Source organism: Bradyrhizobium sp. ISRA442 (assembly GCF_038085055.1).
Lineage (GTDB): Bacteria > Pseudomonadota > Alphaproteobacteria > Rhizobiales > Xanthobacteraceae > Bradyrhizobium.
The window spans coordinates 106,255-129,121 of record NZ_JALGCN010000009.1 but is presented as its reverse complement, the minus strand read 5'-3'; the positions used below and the strand labels follow the sequence as shown (position 1 = coordinate 129,121).

General features: G+C 63.3%; 22 protein-coding genes. 13 read left to right on the top strand and 9 right to left on the bottom strand.

Annotated elements, in window-relative coordinates; all coding sequences use genetic code 11:
* Positions 1-46 precede the first annotated feature (46 nt).
* From MTR72_RS20255 to mdlC, 3 genes are read left to right on the top strand one after another with little or no spacing between them, the layout of a single operon-like run.
* The gene (locus tag MTR72_RS20255; RefSeq protein ID WP_280964768.1) at positions 47-1,372 is read left to right on the top strand and encodes an MFS transporter; all 1,326 of its coding nucleotides are present in this window, start codon (positions 47-49) and stop codon (positions 1,370-1,372) included.
* 27 nt (positions 1,373-1,399) lie between these two features.
* Positions 1,400-2,848, top strand: coding sequence for an aldehyde dehydrogenase (locus tag MTR72_RS20250; protein WP_280964767.1), 1,449 nt, complete (start codon positions 1,400-1,402; stop codon positions 2,846-2,848).
* A 40-nt stretch (positions 2,849-2,888) separates the two neighbouring features.
* The gene (mdlC, locus tag MTR72_RS20245; protein WP_341510871.1) at positions 2,889-4,496 is read left to right on the top strand and encodes a benzoylformate decarboxylase; all 1,608 of its coding nucleotides are present in this window, start codon (positions 2,889-2,891) and stop codon (positions 4,494-4,496) included.
* A gap of 71 nt (positions 4,497-4,567) precedes the next feature.
* On the opposite strand, the gene MTR72_RS20240 is transcribed toward mdlC, so the two are convergent.
* Both MTR72_RS20240 and MTR72_RS20235 read right to left on the bottom strand, forming a co-directional pair.
* Positions 4,568-5,074: a YkgB family protein gene (locus MTR72_RS20240; RefSeq protein WP_280964766.1), complete on the bottom strand. Its 507-nt coding sequence runs from the start codon at positions 5,072-5,074 to the stop codon at positions 4,568-4,570.
* A gap of 41 nt (positions 5,075-5,115) precedes the next feature.
* Positions 5,116-5,652, bottom strand: coding sequence for a carboxymuconolactone decarboxylase family protein (locus MTR72_RS20235; protein ID WP_280964765.1), 537 nt, complete (start codon positions 5,650-5,652; stop codon positions 5,116-5,118).
* Positions 5,653-5,782: 130 nt separating this feature from the next.
* Here MTR72_RS20235 and MTR72_RS20230 point away from each other — a divergent pair, with 130 nt between their 5' ends.
* Positions 5,783-6,817 (top strand): AraC family transcriptional regulator, encoded by a 1,035-nt coding sequence (locus MTR72_RS20230; protein ID WP_280964764.1) that lies wholly within the window; start codon positions 5,783-5,785, stop codon positions 6,815-6,817.
* Positions 6,818-6,901: 84 nt separating this feature from the next.
* Here the strand turns inward: MTR72_RS20230 and MTR72_RS20225 are convergent, their stop codons facing one another.
* Genes MTR72_RS20225 through MTR72_RS20215 form a run of 3 tightly spaced genes read right to left on the bottom strand, consistent with a single transcriptional unit; the run spans position 6,902 to position 8,982 of the window.
* On the bottom strand, positions 6,902-7,177 hold the full coding sequence (locus tag MTR72_RS20225) for a cupin domain-containing protein (RefSeq protein ID WP_280964763.1): 276 nt from the start codon (positions 7,175-7,177) through the stop codon (positions 6,902-6,904).
* A 19-nt stretch (positions 7,178-7,196) separates the two neighbouring features.
* Complete coding sequence (locus tag MTR72_RS20220) at positions 7,197-7,931, bottom strand: SDR family NAD(P)-dependent oxidoreductase (RefSeq protein ID WP_280964762.1); 735 nt, start codon at positions 7,929-7,931, stop codon at positions 7,197-7,199.
* 10 nt (positions 7,932-7,941) lie between these two features.
* The gene (locus tag MTR72_RS20215; protein WP_280964761.1) at positions 7,942-8,982 is read right to left on the bottom strand and encodes a LacI family DNA-binding transcriptional regulator; all 1,041 of its coding nucleotides are present in this window, start codon (positions 8,980-8,982) and stop codon (positions 7,942-7,944) included.
* 206 nt (positions 8,983-9,188) lie between these two features.
* Here MTR72_RS20215 and MTR72_RS20210 point away from each other — a divergent pair, with 206 nt between their 5' ends.
* The 7 genes from MTR72_RS20210 to MTR72_RS20180 are packed head-to-tail and all read left to right on the top strand — an operon-like array spanning position 9,189 to position 16,351.
* Positions 9,189-10,490 carry an ABC transporter substrate-binding protein gene (locus MTR72_RS20210; RefSeq protein WP_280964760.1) on the top strand — a complete coding sequence of 434 codons (1,302 nt, stop codon included), beginning with the start codon at positions 9,189-9,191 and terminating at the stop codon, positions 10,488-10,490.
* Between the two features lie 60 nt (positions 10,491-10,550).
* Positions 10,551-11,438 carry a carbohydrate ABC transporter permease gene (locus MTR72_RS20205; RefSeq protein ID WP_280964759.1) on the top strand — a complete coding sequence of 296 codons (888 nt, stop codon included), beginning with the start codon at positions 10,551-10,553 and terminating at the stop codon, positions 11,436-11,438.
* A gap of 4 nt (positions 11,439-11,442) precedes the next feature.
* On the top strand, positions 11,443-12,270 hold the full coding sequence (locus MTR72_RS20200) for a carbohydrate ABC transporter permease (RefSeq protein WP_280964758.1): 828 nt from the start codon (positions 11,443-11,445) through the stop codon (positions 12,268-12,270).
* 7 nt (positions 12,271-12,277) lie between these two features.
* Positions 12,278-13,282, top strand: a complete 1,005-nt coding sequence (locus MTR72_RS20195) for an alcohol dehydrogenase catalytic domain-containing protein (RefSeq protein ID WP_341510870.1) — start codon at positions 12,278-12,280, stop codon at positions 13,280-13,282.
* A gap of 5 nt (positions 13,283-13,287) precedes the next feature.
* Positions 13,288-14,361, top strand: a complete 1,074-nt coding sequence (locus MTR72_RS20190) for an ABC transporter ATP-binding protein (protein ID WP_280964756.1) — start codon at positions 13,288-13,290, stop codon at positions 14,359-14,361.
* A gap of 8 nt (positions 14,362-14,369) precedes the next feature.
* Positions 14,370-15,317 carry a sugar kinase gene (locus MTR72_RS20185; RefSeq protein ID WP_341510869.1) on the top strand — a complete coding sequence of 316 codons (948 nt, stop codon included), beginning with the start codon at positions 14,370-14,372 and terminating at the stop codon, positions 15,315-15,317.
* Complete coding sequence (locus tag MTR72_RS20180) at positions 15,314-16,351, top strand: tagatose 1,6-diphosphate aldolase (protein ID WP_280964754.1); 1,038 nt, start codon at positions 15,314-15,316, stop codon at positions 16,349-16,351. The genes MTR72_RS20185 and MTR72_RS20180 overlap by 4 nt, the downstream gene beginning before the upstream one ends.
* Positions 16,352-16,465: 114 nt before the next feature.
* Here MTR72_RS20180 and MTR72_RS20175 read toward each other — a convergent pair whose 3' ends face one another.
* Entirely contained in the window at positions 16,466-16,780 is a 315-nt protein-coding gene (locus MTR72_RS20175; RefSeq protein ID WP_280964753.1) for a hypothetical protein, read from the bottom strand.
* Between the two features lie 326 nt (positions 16,781-17,106).
* Here MTR72_RS20175 and MTR72_RS20170 point away from each other — a divergent pair, with 326 nt between their 5' ends.
* Positions 17,107-17,370: a hypothetical protein gene (locus tag MTR72_RS20170; RefSeq protein ID WP_280964752.1), complete on the top strand. Its 264-nt coding sequence runs from the start codon at positions 17,107-17,109 to the stop codon at positions 17,368-17,370.
* A gap of 52 nt (positions 17,371-17,422) precedes the next feature.
* Here MTR72_RS20170 and MTR72_RS20165 read toward each other — a convergent pair whose 3' ends face one another.
* Both MTR72_RS20165 and MTR72_RS20160 read right to left on the bottom strand, forming a co-directional pair.
* A complete protein-coding gene (locus tag MTR72_RS20165) occupies positions 17,423-17,911 on the bottom strand; it encodes a hypothetical protein (RefSeq protein ID WP_341510868.1) in 489 nt (162 codons plus the stop codon).
* The gene (locus MTR72_RS20160; protein WP_280964750.1) at positions 17,908-18,999 is read right to left on the bottom strand and encodes a helix-turn-helix transcriptional regulator; all 1,092 of its coding nucleotides are present in this window, start codon (positions 18,997-18,999) and stop codon (positions 17,908-17,910) included. The genes MTR72_RS20165 and MTR72_RS20160 overlap by 4 nt, the downstream gene beginning before the upstream one ends.
* A gap of 719 nt (positions 19,000-19,718) precedes the next feature.
* Here MTR72_RS20160 and MTR72_RS20155 point away from each other — a divergent pair.
* Positions 19,719-22,247, top strand: coding sequence for a M10 family metallopeptidase C-terminal domain-containing protein (locus tag MTR72_RS20155; protein WP_341510867.1), 2,529 nt, complete (start codon positions 19,719-19,721; stop codon positions 22,245-22,247).
* A gap of 168 nt (positions 22,248-22,415) precedes the next feature.
* Here the strand turns inward: MTR72_RS20155 and MTR72_RS20150 are convergent, their stop codons facing one another.
* On the bottom strand, positions 22,416-22,835 hold the full coding sequence (locus tag MTR72_RS20150; RefSeq protein ID WP_280964748.1) for a hypothetical protein: 420 nt from the start codon (positions 22,833-22,835) through the stop codon (positions 22,416-22,418).
* Positions 22,836-22,867: the final 32 nt, after the last annotated feature.

The window sequence follows — 22,867 nt, the reverse complement described above, 5'->3', positions numbered from 1 at the left end:
GCGCAGCAATAACAACAAAACGACAATGATACCGGAGGAGGACAAATTGACGACAAGGACGCTCGAGGACTACGACGATCATGCGGCCGCCGCTATCGGCGCCGAGCAGACGGCAAGCAGCCGGCGGCGCATTCTGATCGCCGGCACCATCGGTACCGCGATCGAATGGTACGATTTCTTCATCTACGGCCTGATCGCGCCGCTGGTGTTCGACCAGCTTTTCTTCCCGAAGTTCGATCAGCTCACGGCGACCATCGCGGTCTTCGCGACGTTCGCCGTCGGATTCCTGGCGCGTCCGCTCGGCGGGATCGTGTTCGGCCATTTCGGTGACCGCTTGGGTCGCAAATCCGTCCTGTTGTGCACGCTGCTCATGATGGGACTAGCGACCATGTCGATCGGACTATTGCCGACCTACGCCAGCGCGGGTCTGATCGCGACCATCGCGCTCGTCGTGTTGCGCTTCCTTCAGGGCTTTGCCCTCGGCGGCGAGTCGACCGCGGCGATCCTCATGGCGATCGAAACGGCTCCCGGCCACCAGCGCGGCTTCTCGGCCGCCGTGATCCAGGCCGCGGGGCCCGTCGGCGTCGTGCTCGCATCTTCTGCCGCGCTCGCGATCTCGCGGCTGCCGGAGGCGGACCTGCTGTCTTGGGGCTGGCGCGTTCCGTTCCTGATCAGTGCGGTGCTCGTTGCGCTCGGCGTCTACATGCGCTTGCGCATCGAGGAGAGCGCGACGTTCCGCAAGGCGGGGGAAGTTGAAGCCGTGCCCGCCGTCGAGGCGGTGAGGGGACACTGGCGACCGATCCTCATCGTGTTCTTCGCCGAGATGGCGCAGACATCCTATTTCTACCTCACGGCCATCTTCACCATTTCCTTCGCCACGCGCCAGCTCGGCGTCCAAAAGGATGTGATCACGCAGGCCGTGCTGTTCGCAAACCTCGTTGGCCTGATTGCCATGCCGCTCATCGGCGCGTGGTCCGACCGGATCGGACGGAAACGCTTGTTCCTCGCCGGTGTCGCGCTCGCAACCACCTCGATGTTTGCATTCTACGGCGTGGTCGCGAGCCGCAATACGCTGCTGGTGACGGCGGCGCTGATCCTGGCCGCCGGCGTGATCCATCCGCTGATGTTCAGCACCGAAGGCAGCTATTTCCCGGAGCTGTTTCCGACCCGTATCCGCTTCACCGGCGTGTCGATCGGAAAGCAGCTCGGAACGGTGCTCGGCGGCGGTATGGCGCCGCTCGTCGCCACCAGCCTGTTTGCGCAAACGGGCACGACCTATGCGATCACCGGATATTACATCGCGCTCGCGCTCGCGGCGATGATCGCGCTCGGCTTTGCGCGCGAAACCAGCAAATCGCGGCTGCTCGGCTAGGCCCGCGCCAACAAAAGGGAGGTTCTCATGGACGTCAGTCTTCTGATCAACGGGCAGGATCAGGCCGCTTCCACCGGCAAGGTGTTCGAACGGCGCAATCCGCTGTCGCAAGAGCTTGCAAGCCGGGCGGCCGGCGCGACGGCTTCCGATGCCGACGCCGCGGTGGCGGCGGCTTCCGCCGCGCTGGCGCAATGGTCGGCGCTCGGCCCGAATGCGAGGCGCGCTCTGCTGCTGAAGGCAGCCGATGCGCTCGAGGCCAAGCGTGACGCGTTCATCCAGATCATGATGGCCGAGATCGGCACCACGGAAGTGTGGTCGGCCTTCAACGTGAAGCTCGCGACCGGCATGCTGCGCGAGGCGGCATCGCTTACCACGCAGATTGCCGGTGAAGTGATCCCGTCGGACAAGCCGGGATGCCTTGCGATGTCGGTTCGTCAGCCTGCCGGCGTATGCCTTGGCATAGCACCGTGGAATGCGCCGATTATTCTCGGCGTTCGCGCGGTGGCAACGCCGCTCGCCTGCGGCAACACGGTAGTGCTCAAGGCCTCCGAAATCTGTCCCGGAACCCACCGACTGATCGGAGAGGTGTTCAGGGATGCCGGCTTCCCGCCTGGTGTTGTGAACGTCGTGACCAATGCGCCAGCCGATGCACCCGCCGTGGTCGAACGTCTGATCGCCAATCCTGCCGTCAGGCGGATCAACTTCACCGGCTCGACCCGCGTCGGCCGCGTGATCGCCGAACTCGCCGGCCGGCATCTCAAACCCGTGCTGCTCGAGCTCGGCGGCAAGGCGCCCCTCGTTGTGCTCGATGATGCCGATCTCGATGCCGCAGTCGCGGCCGTGGTGTTCGGCGCCTTCATCAACCAGGGCCAGGTTTGCATGTCGACGGAGCGCGTGATCGTCGATGAACTCGTGGCCGATCAGTTCGTCGAGAAGCTTGCCAAGAAGGCCAGCGCGCTTCCGGCGGGTGACCCGCGCTCCGGTCCGGTCGTCGTCGGCTCGATGATCGACGAGGCGCCGGCCAAGCACGTGGTTGCGCTGATCGACGATGCGACCGGCAAGGGCGCCGTCAAGCTCGCGGGCGGCGAGCGCGCCGGCACGGTCGTCCCGGCAACGGTGCTCGACCGCGTCGTGCCCGGCATGCGCATCTACACCGAAGAGAGTTTCGGCCCCGTCGTCTCGGTGATCCGCGCGCGCGGCGTGGATGATGCGGTCCGGCTCGCCAATGACACCGAGTACGGCCTCTCGGCGGCCGTGTTCGGCAAGGACGTTGCGCGTGCGCTCACGGTGGCGCAGCGCATCGAAAGCGGCATTTGCCATGTCAACGGACCGACGGTGCATGACGAGGCGCAAATGCCGTTCGGCGGCATGAAGGGATCGGGCTACGGCCGCTTCGGCGGCCAGGCCGGGATCGCTGAATTCACCGACCTGCGCTGGATCACCATCGAGACGCAGCCCCAGCATTATCCCTTCTGATCGCACCACGACACGACGAAGCATGCCAGGAAGACAGTCCATGAATTCGAAAGTTTTGACGGTTCGGGAAGCGACCCTCGGTGTGCTTCGGTCCTTCGGCGTCGATCGTGTCTTCGGCAATCCGGGCTCGACCGAGCTTGCCTTCCTGCACGATTGGCCGGACGACATCGACTACGTGCTCGGTCTGCAGGAAGGCTGCGTCGTCGGCATGGCGGATGGTTATGCGCAGGCGACCGGACGCCCCGCCTTCGTCAACCTGCATTCGGCCGCGGGACTCGGCCATGCGCTCGGCAATCTCTTCACGGCGTTCCGCAACAAGACGCCGATGGTCGTCACGGCGGGGCAGCAGGCGCGCAGCCTGCTGCGGATGCGGCCCTACCTCTTCGCCGAGGACGCCGAACAGTTTCCAAAGCCTTATGTGAAATGGAGTTCGGAGCCTGCGCGGCCTGAGGATGTCCCCGCGGCCATCGCGCAAGCCTTCCTCACCGCCATGCAGCATCCGCGCGGCCCGACATTCGTGTCGGTGCCGTCGGATGATTGGGCGCGTCCTGCGTCGCTTCCGCCGGTCCGCCATATCGCGATGGAGTTTGCGCCGGATCCGGCTGCGATCATTCGGCTCGGTGCGGCGATCGCAGCGGCAAAGAGGCCTGCATTCGTGGTCGGGCCCGAGGTCGATCGCAACGGCTGCGTCGAGGCGATGGTCGCGGTGGCCGAACGGGTGAGGGCGCCCGTCTGGGCAAGCCCGATGTCGAGCCGGTCGAGCTTTCCGGAACTGCATCCGCAATTCGCGGGCTTCCTTCCGGCTGTGCCAGGAGGGCTCGCCCTTGCCTTGCGTGGGGCCGATCTGATCGTCGTGGTCGGGGCGCCCGTGTTCACCTTCCATGTCGAGGGGCAATGCGAACTGCTCGACGACGGAACGCCGGTATGGCAGATCACCGACGATCCGACCGAGGCCGCATCCGCCGCTGTCGGCGACGCCATCATCAGCACGCTCCCCAAGGCGCTCACTGCGCTACTGTCGGCGCTGCCTGAGATCGCGCAGCGCGATGCGCCCGCCGCGCGCCCACGGCCCGTGATTCCCACAGCGACGAATCCGATTCCACCCGCCTATGCGCTGAGCCGGCTATCGGAGTTGATGCCGCGCGATGCGATCGTGGTGGAGGAGGCGCCGTCGCATCGTCCTGCCATTCAACAGTTTCTGCCGAGACCGGGAGCGGACAGCTTCTACACCATGGCGAGCGGTGGGCTTGGTTACAGCCTGCCGGCGTCCATCGGCGTGGCGCTGGCGCGGCCGGACCATCGCATCGTGGGCCTGATCGGCGACGGATCGGCGATGTATTGCGTGCAGGCAATCTGGACCGCGGCGCAACGTAAGTTGCCGATCACCTTCGTGATCATGAACAATTCCGGCTATGGCGCGATGCGCGCCTTCAGCCAGCTCATGCAGGCACATCGCCCGCCTGGGATCGACTTGCCCGGGCTCGACTTCGTGTCGCTCGCCAAGGGGCTCGGTTGCCCAGGCCGGCGCGTGACTGATGTCGGCGACCTCGATCGCATTCTGACCGAAGCGTTGGCGTCAAGCGGTCCCGCGCTGGTCGATATCGCAGTCGATGACGCCACGACGGACCTGTTCAGCCACTCTCGCTAGAGCGTCAGACGCGCAATCGTCGGCGAGCGGGAAAGCTCGCCGGCGACGTATCGCCCTCAGCAGGTGCCACCCTATTGCCGCGTCAGGCGAACCACGTCCTGTCTCAGCAGATAGAGGGAGACTGCGAGCAGAACGACGTCCTTCATCAGGAAGGGCACGTTTCCTGTCATGGCAGGGAAGCCTCCCGCGGCGACGTCCCAGCCCTCCGGCATGAACGGAATGATGGTAACCGTCGCGATGAAGGTGCCGGTCGAGCCCAGGGCGCCGAGTACGCCGAGCCGCTTGCTCCAGAAGCCCGCGAGCAGCAGCGAGCCGAATGTCCATTCCGAGACGCCGAGGAAATAGCTGGCGCCTGCATGGCCGAACACGGGATAGAGCCACCAGATCAGCGGACCGTTGCTGATGAACGGGACCAGTCGTTCGAATTCGTAAGGAAACCACTTCTGGTAACCGAAGAAGAAGAACATGATCACCATCGCGGCGCGGACGACCTGGTAGTCGAGGTCCTCAGCGAGCAGGCCGGACCTGTGCAGCATGCGGACGAGAGGGTTTGTTGCGGTGTTGAAAAGCGTGGTCATGGTCGTGATCCCTTTGGGATGATCGACGAGGCGCAGTCGCGTTACGCGACGGCCGGGAAGTCGATCTCGGTGTCGTTGATGCGGTTGAAGACGTTGGTGAACACCGTGGTCGCAAAGGCGAGGCTGATCTCGACGAGCTGCGCGTCGCTATAGCCGGCGGCCTTAATCACGGCGAAGTCCTCGTCGCTGACGGTGCCGCTGGTGCGCGCGAGCTTGCGGACGAAGCCGACCAGCGCATCGCGCTTGGCATCGCCGGTGAGTTCGCCTTCGCGGATCTGCTTGAGCACATCCGGCTTCACGCCGGCGAGCTTGGCGAGGTAGCTGTGGGCGGCGACACAATAGTCACAGCCGGCGGCTTCGCTGATGACGAGCTTGATAAGCTCCTTGTCGGGCCTGGTCAGGCTGCCGGAGGCGAGCACCGTATCGGCGGCGAGGATTGCCTTGAGTGCAGCGGGGCCATGGGCGGCGATGGCTGCAAACGTGTTCGGCACGCTGCCGACGGTCTTCTTGATCTGGGCATAGACCTGACCGGACGGACCGGCATCGGCTTCGAGGTTCGGGACAGAAAGACGAGACATGGTGGCACTCCGTGGTTGAGGTGGTGAACGATCACGGAGTGACAGTAGGGTCCCGATACGAGACTTTTAATGCCGATATGGCTCTGATACATGCTCAATCGTCTCAAGCAGCAGGAGGAGGAGGTGCGCGATGGATTGGCTTAGCCGGCTGTTCGAAATGATGCCGGTGCGCGGTCGTCTGGACCTGCGCTGCGCCTACGGCGCGCCCTGGCGAATCGAGCAGGGGCCTGGGGAGGTGAACGAAATCCCGTACCATGCAGTGCTTGCCGGCTCTGCGATGCTGGAAAATCCAGCGGGAGGGCGGCCGCTGCTGCTGAAGACCGGCGACATCCTCCTGCTTCCCGGCAATCCACGACACGTCATGCATGACGGCAGCGGGGCCGCGCCGCTCAAGGCCCGCAATCGCGCGGCTCTCAACTTCACGATCAGCGAAAATCCCGGCTCGGACGAGCGCCTCGATCTCTTATGCGGACATTTCGCGATCGCTCCGCCGCACGATCGGTTGCTGCGCAGTTATCTGCCGCCGATCCTCATCGTGAATGCCGGCGCTCACGCCGGACAGCGGGGCAGCGCGGGGCAGGTCGCAGGCCTCGTTGCCCTGATGCGCGGCGAGACGGCGAAAGACCAATTGGGCGGGCTTGCGATGCTGAACGCGCTATCGACGGCGATGTTCGCGCTTGTGCTGCGGCTCGCCAGCGAGACCGGAGGCGCGCCACGGGGGCTCCTTGCGCTTGCAGGCCACCCCCGCCTGGCGCCGGCTGTCGCCGCCTTGTTCAACGAGCCGGCACGCGCGTGGACGCTGCCCGCGCTGGCGCGCCTCTGCAACATGTCGCGCGCGACACTCGCCCGTCTATTTCAGGAGAAGCTCGGACGCTCGCCGAGTGGTCTCCTGACCGACATCCGTATGATCCTCGCCGCGAACCAATTGAGGACATCGTCGATCTCGACCGGAGCGGTTGGCGAAGCGGTCGGATATCAATCCGAGGCGGCATTCCAGCGCGCTTTCAAGAGCCATATGGGTGTCACGCCGGCGCAGTGGCGAAAGACACAGGAGCCCCCCGGCCGCGACGTGTTCGCAAGCCCCGCGGTGACCGATCGCGAGAGCACGGCTGAATCCGCTTCGGAACGGGGAGGTCGTACATCCAATGTGACGTCTGCGAAGTAGAGTGTTCGTGTCCGGTGATCCCGGTCCGGTCACATCGTTCCTCGCTGCTCTGCCGAGGCGTGCGCGTCCAGCGCGGACAAAGGTCTACACGACCGGCTGCTTCGCCTTGCGCAATTGCTCAAGCACGGCGCGCTCGATGTTCAGATGCGCCGCGACGAGCTCGGGTGGAGTCAGCGCCATCCATTGCGCGAGCGAGACATCGACGAAGCGCGGCGCCTTGAACAGCTCGAGGAAGCGCAATGGCTCGTTGCCAGTGTTCTCGATGAAATGGCTCATCGACATCGGGACGTAGCCGACATCACCTGCACGGTAATCGAATGTCCGTGCCCGCCCTTCGGTGTTCGATGCGAGCCATTGCAAAGAAGCTGCGGGGCGGCTGCTACCCCGCGAGAAACCCGCCATCCACCGCGACCACCGTTCCGGTCGCGTATTGTGAGGCCGGCATGCAGAGGAAGGCGACCGCACCGGCAATGTCTTCCGGTTGTCCCCAACGTTTGAACGCGGTGCGGTCGGCGATACGTTGATAGTGCGCGCGATCGGTGCGGCCCGCGGCATTGATCGCGGTCTCGATGTAGCCGGGTGCAACTGCGTTGACGCGGATGCCATCCTCGGCCCAGGCAAGGGCCAGCGCCTTGGTCAGCATCACGACGCCGCCCTTGCTGGCGCAGTACGCGGGAATCCGGGGCAGGGCCAGGGTCGCATTCATCGAGGCGATATTGACGATTGCCCCTTTGCTGTCCGCCAGCAGTGGGCGGAATGCCATGCAGGTCCGGAACGTACCCGTGAGATTGACATCGAGCACCCTCATGAAGGTCTCGATCTCGTATTCCTTGTCGCGCGCCAGAATGCCGGCGCAATTGATCAGCGCGTCGACGCGCTGATGTTGCCGGGCGAATGACGCGACGGCTTCATCGCTCGTGACATCGAGAGTCGCGAGGGTAAGTCCAGCGCGCGGCTTGAGCGTGGAGCGCGCGAGATCGGCGTCGTTGACGCCCGTGGCGGTCACCGTCGCCCCGAGATCGCAGAACTGGTTGCTGATCGCAGCACCGATATCGCCGGCGCCGCCGATCACGATGACATGAAAGCCGGGGGCGAGGGAAAAGCTGGAACTCATCGCGTGGATCTCACTTCAGGATTGTGGGAGGCGAAGCCGTCGATTCCCGGACCACCAGCGAAAAGTCGATCTCGCGATGCATAATGGTCTGCTCGCCCGCGAGGCTTCGCACCAGGTATTCTCCGGCGCGCTGCCAGGTCTCGTCGGTTGGGACATGAATCGTGGTGAGGCTCGGTCGCAAATGGCGGCTCCAGTCGAGATCGTCGAAGCCGACGACCGACAGATCACGCGGCACCGAAAAGCCGCTACGCTCCGCCTCGAGCAGCACGCCATAGGCGATGACGTCGTTGCCGCAGACCACGGCCGTCGGGCGATCGCGGAGGTTCAGGAGATGGCGGGCCGCCTCGCGCGCGTCGTCCAAGGTATAGGGCACCTCGACATGCCATTCCGGAGGGAGTTCAAGTCCGTTCTCCGCAAGCGCGCGGCGAAAACCGGCGACACGCGCGCTGGCACGGTCGTTGTTGCGCTGGAGAGCAGAGACGATTCCGATCCGTCGGTGACCGAGCTCGATGACATGTGCGGCCGCGCGATGGGCCGCGGCTTCGTTGTTCGTTCCAACGCAAGGGTAGGGCCGGTCGGGCTGATAGATGCCGACGTTGATGAAGGGCACCGCATTGTCCGCGAGCAGCTTGCGCAGCCCGTCGTGATGGCAGTCGCCGCGAAGCACCAGGCCGTCCACGCCGCGGCCGATCAGATTGCGCGCCTGCTGCAGCTCGATGTCCAGATCGTATCCGCTCGTGGTGAGGAACAACATGTATCCCACCGAGGATAGATATCTTTGCAGTGAGGCGATGCCGCGCGCGAACATGGTGTTGTCGATCGTGGGCACGATCGCGCCGAGCGTACGCGACCGTCGCGACGACAGGATGCGAGCCGGCGCATGCGGGATGTACCCGACGGCTTCGATTGCCTGCGCGATGCGCGCGCGCAAGGACGGGCTCACCGCGTCGGGATTGTTGAGTGCGCGCGAGACCGACGCCGTGGACACGCCGGCGCGGGCCGCAACGGCGCGGATGCCCTGCTTCTCGGATCTGGCAATCGGCACGGTCATGAATGTAACGTTACATACCGGTTGGCGAACCCGCCTGGCAAGCGATTTTGTCGCGAATCTGCCGCATATCGTGTCGCTTGTCCATCGCTTGACAGGGCGGATCCGATGCTTAGGATGTAACCGTTTTCAGAAAGTGCCGTCAGCAAAAAGCTGCCGTCAATTAAAGGTGCCGTCAGCTTAAGGCGGCCAGCCGGGAGGAGAGTTCGATGAAGGCCAGGATGTTCGCGACGCGCCTCGCGTTGCCGGTTCTTGCGGTTGCCGCACTTAGCGCGCAGGCGCACGGGGCCGATTTCGACTGGAAGAAGTTTCAGGGCAAGACCGTCACCTTTCTCGCCAACAACAATCCGGTGTCGCAGGCGCTCCTGACCTACAAGGCCGATTTCGAAAAGCTGACCGGTATGACCCTGAAGGTCGACGGCTATCAGGAACAGCAGATGCGCCAGCGCCTGGTCACGGTGATGAACGCGCATAGCGACGAGGTCGACGCGTTCATGACGCTGCCCTCGCGCGAGGGCGAGCAGTTTGCCGCTGCCGGCTGGTATGCCGATCTCACGGCGATGGCCAAGAACGAAGTTGCCAAGGAGTACGACCCGGCCGGCTTGAGCAAGGCCCTGCTGAAGGCCGCGACCTTCGGCGGCAAGCTGACCAGCATGCCGATGAACATCGAAGGGCCGATCTTCTACTACCGTACCGACATCTTCAAGAAGTGCGGCATCGAGCGGCCGAAGACCATCAAGGATGTCGAGGCAGCCGCGGAGAAGATCAAGACATGCGACAGCGCGCTCACGCCGTTCGTGTCGCGCGGCCTGAAGCCGGCGGTTGCCTACACCTTCAGCAACATGCTGCACAATATCGGCGGCAGCTACATCGCAAATGCCAAGTCGAACCTCTGCTCGGCCAAGGGCAAGGAGGCGCTCGATACCTATAGTCGCCTGCTGCGCGATTTCGGACCGCCCGGTGTTGTCAACTACAGCTTCCAGCAGATTTCCGCGCTCTATCGCAGCGGCCGCGCCGCGATGGCGTTTGAATCGTCCAACGAATTGCGCACCGTGATGGACGGCGGCGCGCGCCTCAAGGATACCGGCCTGCTGCCGTTCCCGGCGGGCGAGGCCGGCCAGGTGCCGACCACGATCGGTTGGGGCATGGCGGTGTCCTCGCACAGCAAGCAGCCGGATGCGGCGTGGTACTTCGTGCAGTGGGCGACCAGCCCCGAGGTGCAGAAGAAGATGGCGCTGCAGGGGATCGCACCGCCGCGGCCGTCGGTCGCCAACGATCCCGAGTATCGCAAGTGGATCGACGAGGAGCCGGTGCGGAAAGAGTGGCAGGCGGCACTCGACGTGCTCGCAACCAAGGGCTCGTCCGAGGTCGGCTATCCCATCGTCGCCAACCCGGAGTCGCGCGAATTCATCGGTCAGGCCGTGCAGGACTTGATCCTGAAGCAGAAGACCGTCGACCAGGCCTGCGCGGACGCGGACAAGGCACTCGACGCGCTGATTGCGCAGAAGTAACGGCACAGAACGCCGTCTGCTTCATGCGGCCGGCGCCTCAACGGATCAGGGAATGCAGGCATGTCGGACACGGCTGCGACATTGACGCAGGACCGGCAAAGGCTGGAACTGTCGGCGCTCTCGGCGCCGGCGGTGGTCTTCACCGTGGCGATGATCGCATTTCCGGTGATCTATACGGTGTGGCTCGCTTTCCAGAGCTTTTCATCGACCGGCAAGCAATCCTTCGTAGGCCTGGCGAACTACGCCAAGCTGGTGTCCGACAACGAGTTCTGGCATGGGCTCTGGGTTACCATCGCGCTCTATGTGCTCTCGCTGACGCTGCAACTCGTGTTCGGCGTCTGGTTGGCGCTGGTCCTGTTCCACGCCAAACGCCTGCCGGGCATCGTGCGCTCGCTGTTCATTTCACCGTTCATGATGCCGCCGGTGGTGGCCGGCATGATGTGGCTCGTGATCCTCGACCCGTCGCTGGGCGCGGCCAACTATATCCTCCAGTCGTTCGGCCTGCCGCCGTCGGACTGGCTGGCCTCGCCGACATGGGTGGTTCCGACCGTCGCGCTGATCGATAGCTGGCAGTGGACGCCCTATGTCGCACTGATTGTCCTCGGCGGCTTGCAGTCCTTGCCGCCCAGCGTCTACGAGGCCGCACAGATCGACGGCGCATCTGCGTTCAAGACCTTCCAGCGCATCACGCTGCCGCTGCTGCTGCCGACCATCGTCACCGCAGCCATACTCCGCAGCGTCGATCTCCTGCGCTTCTTCGACATCATCTACATCACGACCCAGGGCGGCCCCGGCAACGCGTCGAACACGCTCAACATCTACGGCTTCCGGGTCGGCTTCGAATTCTTCAACATCGGCTATGCCAGCGCCTTGATGCTGACGCTGACCGCGATCGTGTTCGGCGCGGTGCTCGCCTGCAACCGCCTGCGCGGCGCGGTCGCGTGGTGATGTCATGACGGACGCAGCCGCCACCGACCGCTGGATACGCTGGCTCAACCTGCTGCAGCTCGTGCTCGCCGGCGTAATCATCATGGCGCCCACGGTCTGGATGGTGCTGTCCTCCCTCAAGCCGTCCTTCGAGGTGACGGCTTATCCGCCGACGCTGGTCTTCACGCCCACGCTGGACAACTACGTCGAGCTCACGAAGACGACGCCGTTCCTGAGCTACGCTCTCAACAGCCTCATCGTGACGGTCGGTTCGACCGCACTCGGGCTGCTATTCGGAATTCCTGCCGCCTTTGCCGTTTCCTGGACGCGGATCTCGTGGCCGGCGATCCTGACGCTTGCGGCGCGCATGGCACCGGGCACGCTGTTCCTGCTGCCGTGGTACGTGATGTTCCGGCAGATCGGCATGATCGGTTCCTATACGGCGCTCATCCTCAGTCACGCCGTCATCACCTTGCCGATCGTGATCTGGGTCCTGCTGCCGTCGTTCGACGGCATCCCGCGCAGCGTGTTCGAGGCGGCGCAGGTCGACGGATGCAGCGTCACGCGCATTCTCTGGCGGATCGCGCTGCCGCTGGTGGCCTCCGGCATCGCCGTCTCGGCGATCCTCGCCTTCGTATTTTCGTGGAACTACTTCCTGTTTGCGCTGGTGCTCTCCAACGGCGACAGCAAGACGCTGATTGCGGCGGCTTTCAATTTTATCGGCGAAGGCTCGACGCAGTGGGGCGCGCTCATGGCCGCGGCAACGCTGATCGCATTGCCGCCGCTCGTGCTGGCGGCTCTCGTTCAGCGCTGGCTGGTGTCCGGGCTGACGCTCGGTGCGGTGAAAGGCTAGGCATCTGATGAACGTATCACCACGTCCGAATTCGATCATGCAGGCGGCGATCTTTCACGGCCACGAGCGCATCACCATCGAGCGCGTGGCGATGCCCGACGTCCTGGCAGGTGAGGTGCTGGTGCGGGTCTCGCGCACCGCGCTGTGCGGTTCGGATTTCAAGCTCTGGCACAAGGGCGCCGAGTTCACCGCAGGCCACGAGATCTTCGGGGTCGTCGAGCAGCCCGGTCACCGCCTGCATGGCCGCCGCTGCGCCGTCTACATCCCGCTGCACTGCGATCACTGTGCGGCCTGCAAGCGCGGCGATACGCAGATGTGCCTGGAGGTGTCGAGCCTGATCGGCTGGAACAGGCCGGGGGGCTATGCCGAATATGTGCCGGTGCCGGAGAACTGCCTGCTGCCGGTGCCCGACAACATCGAGGATAGTCTCGCGCCGCTCCTGCTCGACGTGATCGGCACGTCGGGTCATGCCGTGCGGTTTGTCAGCCGCGTGGTGGCGCCGAGCGATGCGGGGCCGGTGCTGGTGATGGGCGCGGGCCCGGTCGGACTGGGGGTCGTCCTGGCGCTCCGCAGCCTTGGTTATGACGACGTCCACGTTGCCGATCCGAATGCGACGCGGCTGAGGATCGCGCAGTCCTTCGGCGCCAAGGCGCATCCTGTCGGCGATGCGTCGGAGCGCTTCGCCCTGATCATGGAATGCTCCGGCGCGCATGCGGCCCGCAATCTCGGCATCGAGCTCGTATTGCCGCGCGGCGCGCTGGTGCTGGTTGGCGAGAATGCGGCGCCCTGGACCATCGAGGAGGGCAAGGTGTTCCGCCGCAAGGACTTCTACATGATCCGCACCTTCTACTTCCCGGTCTCCGATTTCGAGCCGAACATCGCGTTGTTGCGGCAATACAAGGACGAGTATCGCGTGCTCGTCGATGGCGAGTTCGGCCTGTCGGCCCTGCCGGAGAATTTCGCGCGTTTCGCCAGAGGCGAGCTGATCAAGCCGGTATTGGCGCTGGACTAGCGATCATGGCCTCGATCTCGATCCGCAACCTCGTCAAGCGCTACGGCAATTTCACCGTGATCCCGGATCTCAACCTGGAGATCGCGGACCATGAATTCGTTGTCTTCGTCGGCCCGTCCGGCTGCGGCAAGTCGACCCTGCTGCGCATCATCGCAGGCCTCGAGCCGATCACGTCCGGAGATCTCTACATCGGCGACAAGCGCGTCAACGGCGTGCAGGCCGCGCAGCGCGACATCGCCATGGTGTTCCAGGATTACGCGCTCTATCCGCATATGCGCGTTTATGACAACATGTCGTTTGCGCTGGAGCTGCGGGGAACGCCGAAGGCGGAGATCGATGCCCGGGTCAAGCGTGCGGCGGCGCTGCTGCACATCGAGCCTTACCTGGACCGCAAGCCGAAGGAATTGTCCGGCGGCCAGCGCCAGCGCGTCGCGATGGGACGCGCGATCGTGCGCAATCCGAAGGCGTTTCTGTTCGACGAGCCGCTGTCTAACCTCGATGCGAAGCTGCGCGGGCAGGTGCGGGCCGAGATCAAGGCGCTGTCGCAGGAGCTCAAGACCACGATGGTGTTCGTGACCCACGACCAGATCGAGGCCATGACCATGGCCGACCGGATCGTGGTCCTGCAGAGCGGTACGATCCAGCAATACGACACTCCGGAGACAGTCTACGAGCGGCCGGCAAACCAGTTCGTGGCCGGCTTCATCGGGTCTCCGGCGATGAACTTCTTTCCGGTCGAATGGCAACAGGAGCGCGCGATCCTTTCGCAAGGCGGAACGGTGCTGCCGTTGGATGGCGCGGCCGCAGACCGGCTGCGGCAAGCCGGCAGCGCCGTGCTCGGCATTCGTCCTGAACATTTTGCCGTTACCACCGATATGGCCGACGGCATCGCCGTGACGGTCAAGCTGGTCGAGCCGCTCGGCTCGGATACGCTGATCCATTTCGATCTCGCCGGCGTGTCGGCCATCGCGCGGATCGATCCGGCGCTGCGGCCGAAGGTCGGAGATCGGCTCAGCCTTCGTTCGCAACCGGGCAAGACGCACCTGTTCGACGCAGCCAACGGGCAGGTTCTGCGGTGAGCTCGCCAGTGAACATTGCAAATCTGTCGGCGCTGGCGGACGTCGCGTCCAAGACGCGTCGCGTTCAGGTCATTTGCCTCGGGCTGTCCGCGCTCGACCAGATCTGGCGTGTCGATCGGCTCTTTGCCGGTGGAAGCGAGAAGATCAAGAGCCTCGACTATGCGACGCTCGGTGGCGGCATGGCCGCCAATGCTGCCGTCGCGGTTGCGCGGCTCGGCGCGTCGGTCGCGTTCTGGGGGCGGGCGGGGAATGATGCGGCCGGGCAGGAGATGCGGTCGGCTTTTGTCGCTGAAGGCGTCGATGTCGAGAACTTCCGGCTGTTTGTCGATGGCCGTTCGTCAGTCTCCGGGATCATCGTCGACAGGTCCGGCGAACGGCAGATCGTCAATTTCCGTGGTCTCTATCCGGAAGCTGCGGATTGGCTGCCGCGGGAGGTGGTCGCCCGCGCTTCTTGCGTGCTGGCCGATCCGCGCTGGGCGGAGGGAGCCGCAACCTTGTTTCGCGAAGCGCGCGCCCGGGGCATTCCGACGGTGCTCGACGGCGACGTGGCCGATGCCGAGGTGTTCGAGCGGTTGCTGCCGCTGACCGACCACGCGATCTTCTCCGAGCCCGCGCTCACGCCCTTCGCCGGGTCGGCGGGGGATGACTCGCTGGCCGCGCTCGCGCGCTTCAATTGCCGCGTCATCGCGGTGACGCGAGGAGAGGACGGCGTGAGCTGGTACGAGAATGGCCGTCTGCATCGGCAAGCCGCCTTTGCCGTCGATGTCGTTGACACCACGGGCGCGGGCGACGTCTTCCACGGCGCCTACGCGCTTGCGATCGGCGTCGGCCTCGACGTGCGCGAGGCGATGGCGTTTTCGGCCGCGGCGGCAGCGATGAAATGCCGCCACGCAGGCGGCCGCAACGGAATCCCTACCATCAACGAGTGTCTTGCATTCATGAGGACGAAGCCATGAGAACGATTGGAAAGAACCGCGGCCTGGCGCGTCTGGCTGACGCGGATGGTCACTTCCGCATGGTCGCGCTGGATCAGCGGCCGCCACTGTTCGACGCCATCGCGAGGGCGAGGGGGATTGCACGGGACAAGGTCGAATACTCCGACGTCACGGCCGCGAAGCGTCTCCTCGTGGAGAACCTCGCCCCGCACTGCAGCTCGATGCTGTTCGATCCGAACTTCGCGGTGCCCGCGGCGATCGATCTCTTGCCGCCGCGCTGCGGTCTCATCATGACGCTCGAGGAGCACCGCGTCGACGAAACCTCCGGCGGACGCAAGTCACGGGCGATCAGCAATTGGAACGTCGAGAAGATCCGCGCCATGGGCGGCGACGCCGTCAAGGTTCTGGCCTGGTACCGGCCGGATGCGGACCCCGTGGTGAACGAGCATCAGAAGCGCTTTGTCCGCGAGATCGGACAGGATTGTGCCCGGCACGACATTCCTTATGTCCTGGAGTTGTTGGTCTATCCGTTCCTCGGCAGTGCCAATCACACCGCGGACTACGTGGAATCGCCCGGCAAGCTTCCCGGTCTCGTCATCGAGAGCGTGCGTGAGTTTGCCAAGCCGGAGTACGGCGTCGATCTTCTGAAACTGGAGAGCCCGCTTGCGGCCAACAGCCTGCCGGCCCGCGACGGCAGCGCGGAGGCGAAAGCCGCGCAGAAGGAATTCGATGCGATCGGCGATATCTGTCGCGAACGAAGCATCCCGTGGGTGCTGCTGTCGGGTGGTGCTGCACCGGAAAAATTCGAACGCGTGCTCGACTTCGCCTATGCCGCGGGCGCGGGCGGATTCCTTGCGGGCCGTACGATCTGGCTCGACGCCGTGCTGAAGAACTTCCCCGACCGCGCGGCAGTCGCCGCGAGCCTGCGCAAGGACGGCCTTGCCGTGCTCGAGCGGCTCAACGATCTGACGACGGCCAAGGCAAGCCCGTGGAAGGCACGCTTTCCGGTGTTCACCGACATCAAGCAGGAAGGCGACTTCGCGCGCGCCTATTGAGACACACGCCCGGCCTCATCGGGCGCAAATTCGATGGTCCGGCTCGAGCCTTCGAAGCCCTGACGAGAGGGACCGAGGTTCTGGCGCTTCAATGCGGAGAACCCGGTCCGTTCGTTATTTGTTGGAGCCGGAATCCTTGCTCCGAAGCTCGGCAGCTCTCTCGAGGTCCCACGCCCGCTGCAGGCGCTCGGTGCTCGTCGAACTCAATATGCGGGTCCAGGCGCTGCCAAGTACCTTGATGCCGTCGCGCAGAGTAGGAGCATTTCCGGCCGACCAATCAGGCAAGGCCATCGGGACGCTTATCGACCAGGACCAACTGTCTCCGGAACGATACACGCTGCCGATCACATGCCCCTCGTAAATGACGACGTAATGGTCCTTGACGTCCGGCCACCGAAGCTTCGCGTTGAGGGAGATGGTTTGTTTCATGAAGCAAGACTTGTGTCGTGGTGACTGGTGACTGAATGACTTCGGTTGCAATGATCCGAGCGGCTCTCGCAATTGGTGCCGAGGTCCGTCAGCAAGTTCGGTCCGAATAATCCGGTCCGTATTCGGGGCGTGCGACACGCCCAAGTCTTGGTTCTTAGGAACGTCTCGGTCTTAGGAAGATCTTGGTCTTAAGAATAGTGATCGTTGGGCAGACGCAGCTACATTGGCGCGCTGCGGAAGAATGAGATCGCGACTTTGGCTGGGGTTTTCCGAACTTGATATGGATGTAGCGATTTGACACTATGCCGGCACATTCGGAGAAAGTCATGTATAAGTCATGCCTTATTGCGATTGCTGCCGCCGCCTGCATGTATGCATCTTCCGCCAGCGCTCTGGGCGGTCCATACCCCTTTGGTGATGAGCCGTACCGGCTGAACTGGTATCCCGAGCCCGAGCCCGAGATCGCGAACGGCTGCTGGAAGTGGAATTGGCAGCAATACCAGTGGGACGACTACTGCCCGGTTTACGTCCGTCCCAAGGCTTACATGTACCCTCGCGCGAGGGCGATCGTCGTTCGCACCAAAGGCTAGCGAGCGGAGCGGATGCGCGGCGCCTCGCGGAGGCGCCGCTTGGGCCAGTCGATCAGTAGTTCTCGATCGTGCAGGCGATCTGGCTGTGCTTGCCGAAGTTGAGCAAGGCATTGCCGCGGAAACCGTCGACCCAAACGCCCGGACCGGCATAGCGATATCCAACCCCCATCGGGACCAGGCGCACATGCACGCCGCCGGAGCGGCCGGTATGTAGCGAGGCCGTAACGACCTCGCCTTCGATCGATACGGCGATCGGACACAGGGGATACTGCCTGCCGTTCTCGCAGGTGAAGACGAGCTCCGAGCAACTGCCGACCGCGCCGGGCGAAGCCTTCAAGGCCATGTCGGCCGCGACGGCCCCGCCGGGATTGCCAGCCAGTCCGGCTCCGAAAAGAACCGCCGCTGTGAGACATTTGGCCGTTAAATTGCGCATCGCCGCCCCCAAAGACATTTTGAAATCACACGCTAAGAGAGCAAAAATCGCCAACAGCGTCAAACGGCGGCGTTGCCGCGACGCCGAGAGGTCGCACTTGGCCTTCACCTGTTGCCGTCACGCGACAGGTCAGGGCGCCGCATCCTGCCCCGTAGCAGGGTATCCGAGGGCAGCTCGCCGAACTCGCTGCGGTAGTCGCGGGCAAAATGGCCGAGATTGCCAAAGCCGCATTTCGCACAGACCTTGGTCACTGTTGTTCGCGAGCCGGCCGCCGCCAGCATGTCGTAGGCGTGCACCAGGCGGATGCGCTTCAGGAATTCGGCGACCGAGGTCCCCCGCAATGCAAAATGCTTCTGTACGGCGCGTAAGCTGACGCCGTGCTGGCGGGCGACGTCGGCGATGACAAGGGGTTTGTCCCACTGGGTTTGCAGATGCTGGATGAAGTGCAGCATCTTCTCGGACGTCCTGCTGCGCTCCCTTCGCTCGGTGATGTCGACATCTATTCCGATCAGATGCGTCACCTGTCCTCGGTCGTCGCCAACCGGGTTCACCGTCTGTCGGGTCCAGCGCACATCGCCATCGCTGGCGAGTTCTCGGTAAGCCAGCATGCCCGCTGCGCCGCTGAGCCCTCGTCTGAGCAGTCCTTGCGCCTGATCGAGATCGTCGGGATGGACGGCTTCGGTCAGCATATCGAATGTGGCCTCAGAGGAGGCCGGAGGCGGTCCTGCGAGCACGCGATATGCGCCCAGTCCGTCGGGCCGTCCCGGCACGCTCCACCGCCAGATCGTCACGCCCGCAAGATCCGAGGCGGCCTCGTCATGCGCCGCAGGCACTTGCTCGAGCAGGCAGCCGATCCACTTGACCGTGCCGTCATCATTCGCGACGCCGGACTGCACGGTTTTCATTCGCACGAAGTGGCCGTTCTTCGCCAAGTAAAGGGCCTCGAAGCGGCACGGATCGGTCGTGCGATTCACGACGCGGCGCAAGTTGGCAAACCACGCGTCACGGTGCGCGGGATGCAGCAGATTGTGCAGGGTGAGCTGATGGAGCTCTTCCGCATCGTACGCCAGAGCCCGTCGCGCAGCATTGTTCGCATACGCGATCCGGCCTGACGCGGCATCGAGCAGCACGGCGCCGATCGAAATGCCATCCAGCAACAGCCGCGGCATGGAGCCGAGATACTCCGGCTTGCTCATGCGGACGCGCAAGAGTTGATATCTGCGTGGCCGACGAGCACACGCAGAGGCCGAATCGCGGTGACGCCGAGATGCGCATTGCTGTATCGGGTTCGAAGCATGAAGGTATTTAAATGCTGTCTGATAGGGAATTAATGCCGCGACGTTGCGATGCGTTGGCTCAAGTTGAGCGAAGCGCATCGTTTTGAGCGAACAAAATCGAGGTACTACTATTGCCTCAATGCAAACGCGCACGATAGCCTTTGGCTAATATTTGGTTAAAGCGATTGCTGTGGGGCTGGGGTGCGTTCTTCGCGAGGCGACTTTATTTCCGCGCCTGATTTGGGCGCCGAAGCGATTTGTGCTCGCGGCACTATCTCCACGTCCGCGCGTCCACGGACGGTGTGTGAGTACGCTCAATCCAGTTCAGCCATTCGCTCGCCAGCCGTTAGTCGCGGCTGCGTCGATACGTATCTTGTGCCGCGTTCTCCAAATTCGAAATTTCAGACACTCTCTCTTAACGGCCGCGCACGTCGGTCGGTCCAACATCGTATCCATTTTCAATAGGGCGGGCGCTCTCAGCAAACAGACAGAATTGAAGGACCAAGCAGCGGGCGCGCCGGGTTCTACGAGCGCTCGCGAATTTCATCGTTACTAAATCTCTCAAGCAGCCGACGAGGCGAGCGCTTTTCGCGACATCGCTCCGGCGTGCTGCCGCATCACCTCTGAGGAGTTAAATTATGGGAACGGCAAAAGGCGGTTTGACGGTTGCAGTCAAATTCACCCCGCAGGCGCAGAACGACAATCTACTTCTGCAGGAAGATGATTTGAGCGACGGAACGCAGTCACTCAGCACCGGCAGCGACCCGAACGAGAACATTCTGGCGAACGACGGTGGCGGAGCGGCCGCCACGATCATGGGAATCACCTCCGACACCGTCGCTCAGGTTCAGGGCAATTTGGCGCACTACGTCGACCTGTCGAACTTCGCCGCGCCGCTGCCCGGATCATCGAGTGTGTCTCTGACCGGACATTCGACCGTCGGGGATATGACCGGAAAAGTCTTGCTCGACGCCACACACAACATCAATTTCGTTTTGGACCCGGCGAACACTGCTCTTCTGCAGCATCTCTCTGCTGGCGAGACCATCGACTTTGGTCAGTTCACTTACATTATCCGCATGTCGAACGGCGCGTTCAGCGTAGCGCAGGCCGACATCAAGGTTGCGGGCGACAACGATGCCGCAGTCATCGTCGCGGCGACCAACACGAGCGGCCCCGACAACGGACCGTTCACGGCGGTCGGGGTGACCGAGGACGCGCAGGGGGACGAGACCGGGAGCGAAACCTCGATCGGTACGCTGAACTTCACTGACGCCGATTGGCACGATAGCCATACGGCTTCAGTCGAACTCAGCGGCAATCTCGGTCATCTCGATGCGATCGTGACCACGGACAGCCAGAATGGCGCGACCGGCGTGATCAGCCTGTCCTATTCGGTGGCCGACAGCGACATCAACTATCTCGGTCAGGGCGAAACCAAGACCGAGACCTTTACGGTCGATCTTGTCGAGAAACACCCCGACGGTACAACCACCACCGACACCACGACGGTAAGTTATACGATCACCGGCACCAATGACGCGGCCGTCGTGACGGCCGGGAGCGACATGAGCGGCGTTGTCGGTCACCCGGTCTCATTCGCTGGGACGGCCGGGGTCACCGAAAATGCAACCGGCGATGACACCACGGGAGTCGAGACTGAGAACGGGACACTCGCGTTCACCGACGCCGACTGGACCGACACTCACTCGATTGACCCGACCACAGGCGTCGTGGCGGCGGCCGGCGATCTCGGTACGTTGACGGCGACCGTGGCGACCGACAGCGGCAATGGTGCGGTTGGTGAGATCGATCTTTCGTATTCGGTGGCCGACAGCTTGATCAATTACCTCGGTCAGGGCGAAACCAAGGTCGAGACCTTTACGGTCAATCTGGTTGAGCATCATCCGGGTGACAACTCGACCACCATCGACCCGATCACCGTCACGTACACGATCACCGGCACCGACGATGCGGCGGTGTTTGCATCGAGCTACGATGATGCGGGCAACCACACGGAAGCCACCGTCACCGACGCTTATACCAGCGACACCACGTCGCCGGTGGTATTCACGGCCGATGGCACGCTCTCGTTCACCGATGCCGATATCCACGACACCCATACGGTGTCGATCGACAACACCAATCATCTCGGCACACTGACAGCAACCGTCGATGACAGCACGGGCACGGTCAGTTGGCACTATTCGATCGACGATGCAAAGATCGATGGCGTTCATACGTCCGACACCTTCCAGGTCGTGTTGAACGACTACAGCATTACAGATCCGCTGCACGCGCATGCGCCGGTCAGCACGACGACCGAGTACGTGACCATCCATCTCGATGGCTCGCTTGATGTCGCCGCGGACACCGGCAAGCCGACCAACATCCTGTTCGCGCCGGATCAGACAGGAAACACCGGGAACAGCCTCGGTCATTTTGTTGCCGTCGATAAGGATAGCACCGACACGTACGCCTGGTCGCTGGCCAGCAACAGTAATAATCAAGGTATCAGCATCGACTCGGCTGGAAATCTGCTCATTGCAGGTAACGCATCGGCCGGCACTCACGACCTGCAGGTGACAGTTACTGATGCTGACGCGCCCGATGGCACGTCGACCACCGTCGAGTTTACCCTGCTGCTCGGCACAAACACGCCTTCGGGCGATACCATGCCGTCTGTACCGCCTTCAACGGCCTACGTACTTTCTCCCACCAACAATATTGAGGCTGGACAAAACGGCGCCGACGGCCTGACCGGCAGCGCTGGCGTCGACTACATCCTTGGCGGATCTGGAAACGACACCATCAAGGGTCTCGGTGGCGCTGACTTGATGGCGGGTGGCAACGGCAATGACAACTTCGTCTTTACCGCTCTTGTCGACTCGACCCATAGCGCGTCGGACACGATCATCGACTTCACGCATGGAAGCGACACGATTAGCTTCCTGAATGGTCTCGGGTTGACCGCTGTCGATACCACCTTCAATTCGACCTTGGCGGCGGGACATGTAGAGTTCGTGCAGAATGGCAGCAACGCCACCATCTACGCTAACGTCGGCAGTGGCAGCGAGGACGCCACGTCCGGAGCTCACGTGATGGAAATTCACCTGACCAATGTCTCGGGTACTTTGAGCTCGAACGACTTCGCCCTGCACGCGTAAGCGGAGGGGACGCTGACTGATCGATGCGGCCAGCTCGATGGTTCGCAAGAAAGTCCGGCCGGGAATATACCCGGCCGGATTTTTGCTGTTAGCGATGCGCGTCTACGCGCTACGCCGTGGGCGAGATCAGGCCCTACTGGCACCTGCGCGCGGTAGGTCCGCCCCCACCTAAATCTTCTGCTGCGTGCCCGGACCGGTCACGTTGACCGTGATCTTCTGAATTTCCGTTCGGCCGCCGGCATATTTGACCTCGATCGTCAGCACGTCGTCGCCGATGAAGTCGGGCTGCGACTTGTAGAACGCGACGTAGGCCGGCACCTCCAGCGCGAGGCAAGATTTGTAGTTGGTCGCTTTCACCTTCGCCGACTTGACGGTCACCTTTCCGGATACGGGCGGATTGACCAGGCGGATCGTGGGGAGGGGCCCTGACGTGCAGTCCGGCAGCACGTTGATGTAGACGCCGATTCGCGTGTCCCTGTTGGGCGCCGATTTGACCGTTCGCTCGACCGGAGCGGGTGCATCCTGGGTCCGTGCCGGCGTGGCGAATCCACACAGCATTACGACGACGGCGGACAATAGTACCTTCATTGTCGCTCCCGATTTGGTGCAACTTTTCCGAT

Bases quoted from the DNA above. Each gene is read 5' to 3' on its own strand.
- mdlC (WP_341510871.1), top strand. From the start codon at position 2,889: ATGAATTCGAAAGTTTTGACGGTTCGGGAAGCGACCCTCGGTGTGCTT.
- MTR72_RS20160 (WP_280964750.1), bottom strand. From the start codon at position 18,999: ATGAGCAAGCCGGAGTATCTCGGCTCCATGCCGCGGCTGTTGCTGGAT.
- MTR72_RS20195 (WP_341510870.1), top strand. From the start codon at position 12,278: ATGAACGTATCACCACGTCCGAATTCGATCATGCAGGCGGCGATCTTT.
- MTR72_RS20190 (WP_280964756.1), top strand. From the start codon at position 13,288: ATGGCCTCGATCTCGATCCGCAACCTCGTCAAGCGCTACGGCAATTTC.
- MTR72_RS20205 (WP_280964759.1), top strand. From the start codon at position 10,551: ATGTCGGACACGGCTGCGACATTGACGCAGGACCGGCAAAGGCTGGAA.
- MTR72_RS20175 (WP_280964753.1), bottom strand. From the start codon at position 16,780: ATGAAACAAACCATCTCCCTCAACGCGAAGCTTCGGTGGCCGGACGTC.
- MTR72_RS20200 (WP_280964758.1), top strand. From the start codon at position 11,443: ATGACGGACGCAGCCGCCACCGACCGCTGGATACGCTGGCTCAACCTG.
- MTR72_RS20230 (WP_280964764.1), top strand. From the start codon at position 5,783: ATGGATTGGCTTAGCCGGCTGTTCGAAATGATGCCGGTGCGCGGTCGT.
- MTR72_RS20240 (WP_280964766.1), bottom strand. From the start codon at position 5,074: ATGACCACGCTTTTCAACACCGCAACAAACCCTCTCGTCCGCATGCTG.
- MTR72_RS20250 (WP_280964767.1), top strand. From the start codon at position 1,400: ATGGACGTCAGTCTTCTGATCAACGGGCAGGATCAGGCCGCTTCCACC.
- MTR72_RS20180 (WP_280964754.1), top strand. From the start codon at position 15,314: ATGAGAACGATTGGAAAGAACCGCGGCCTGGCGCGTCTGGCTGACGCG.
- MTR72_RS20150 (WP_280964748.1), bottom strand. From the start codon at position 22,835: ATGAAGGTACTATTGTCCGCCGTCGTCGTAATGCTGTGTGGATTCGCC.
- MTR72_RS20210 (WP_280964760.1), top strand. From the start codon at position 9,189: ATGAAGGCCAGGATGTTCGCGACGCGCCTCGCGTTGCCGGTTCTTGCG.
- MTR72_RS20235 (WP_280964765.1), bottom strand. From the start codon at position 5,652: ATGTCTCGTCTTTCTGTCCCGAACCTCGAAGCCGATGCCGGTCCGTCC.
- MTR72_RS20220 (WP_280964762.1), bottom strand. From the start codon at position 7,931: ATGAGTTCCAGCTTTTCCCTCGCCCCCGGCTTTCATGTCATCGTGATC.
- MTR72_RS20215 (WP_280964761.1), bottom strand. From the start codon at position 8,982: ATGACCGTGCCGATTGCCAGATCCGAGAAGCAGGGCATCCGCGCCGTT.
- MTR72_RS20170 (WP_280964752.1), top strand. From the start codon at position 17,107: ATGTATAAGTCATGCCTTATTGCGATTGCTGCCGCCGCCTGCATGTAT.
- MTR72_RS20155 (WP_341510867.1), top strand. From the start codon at position 19,719: ATGGGAACGGCAAAAGGCGGTTTGACGGTTGCAGTCAAATTCACCCCG.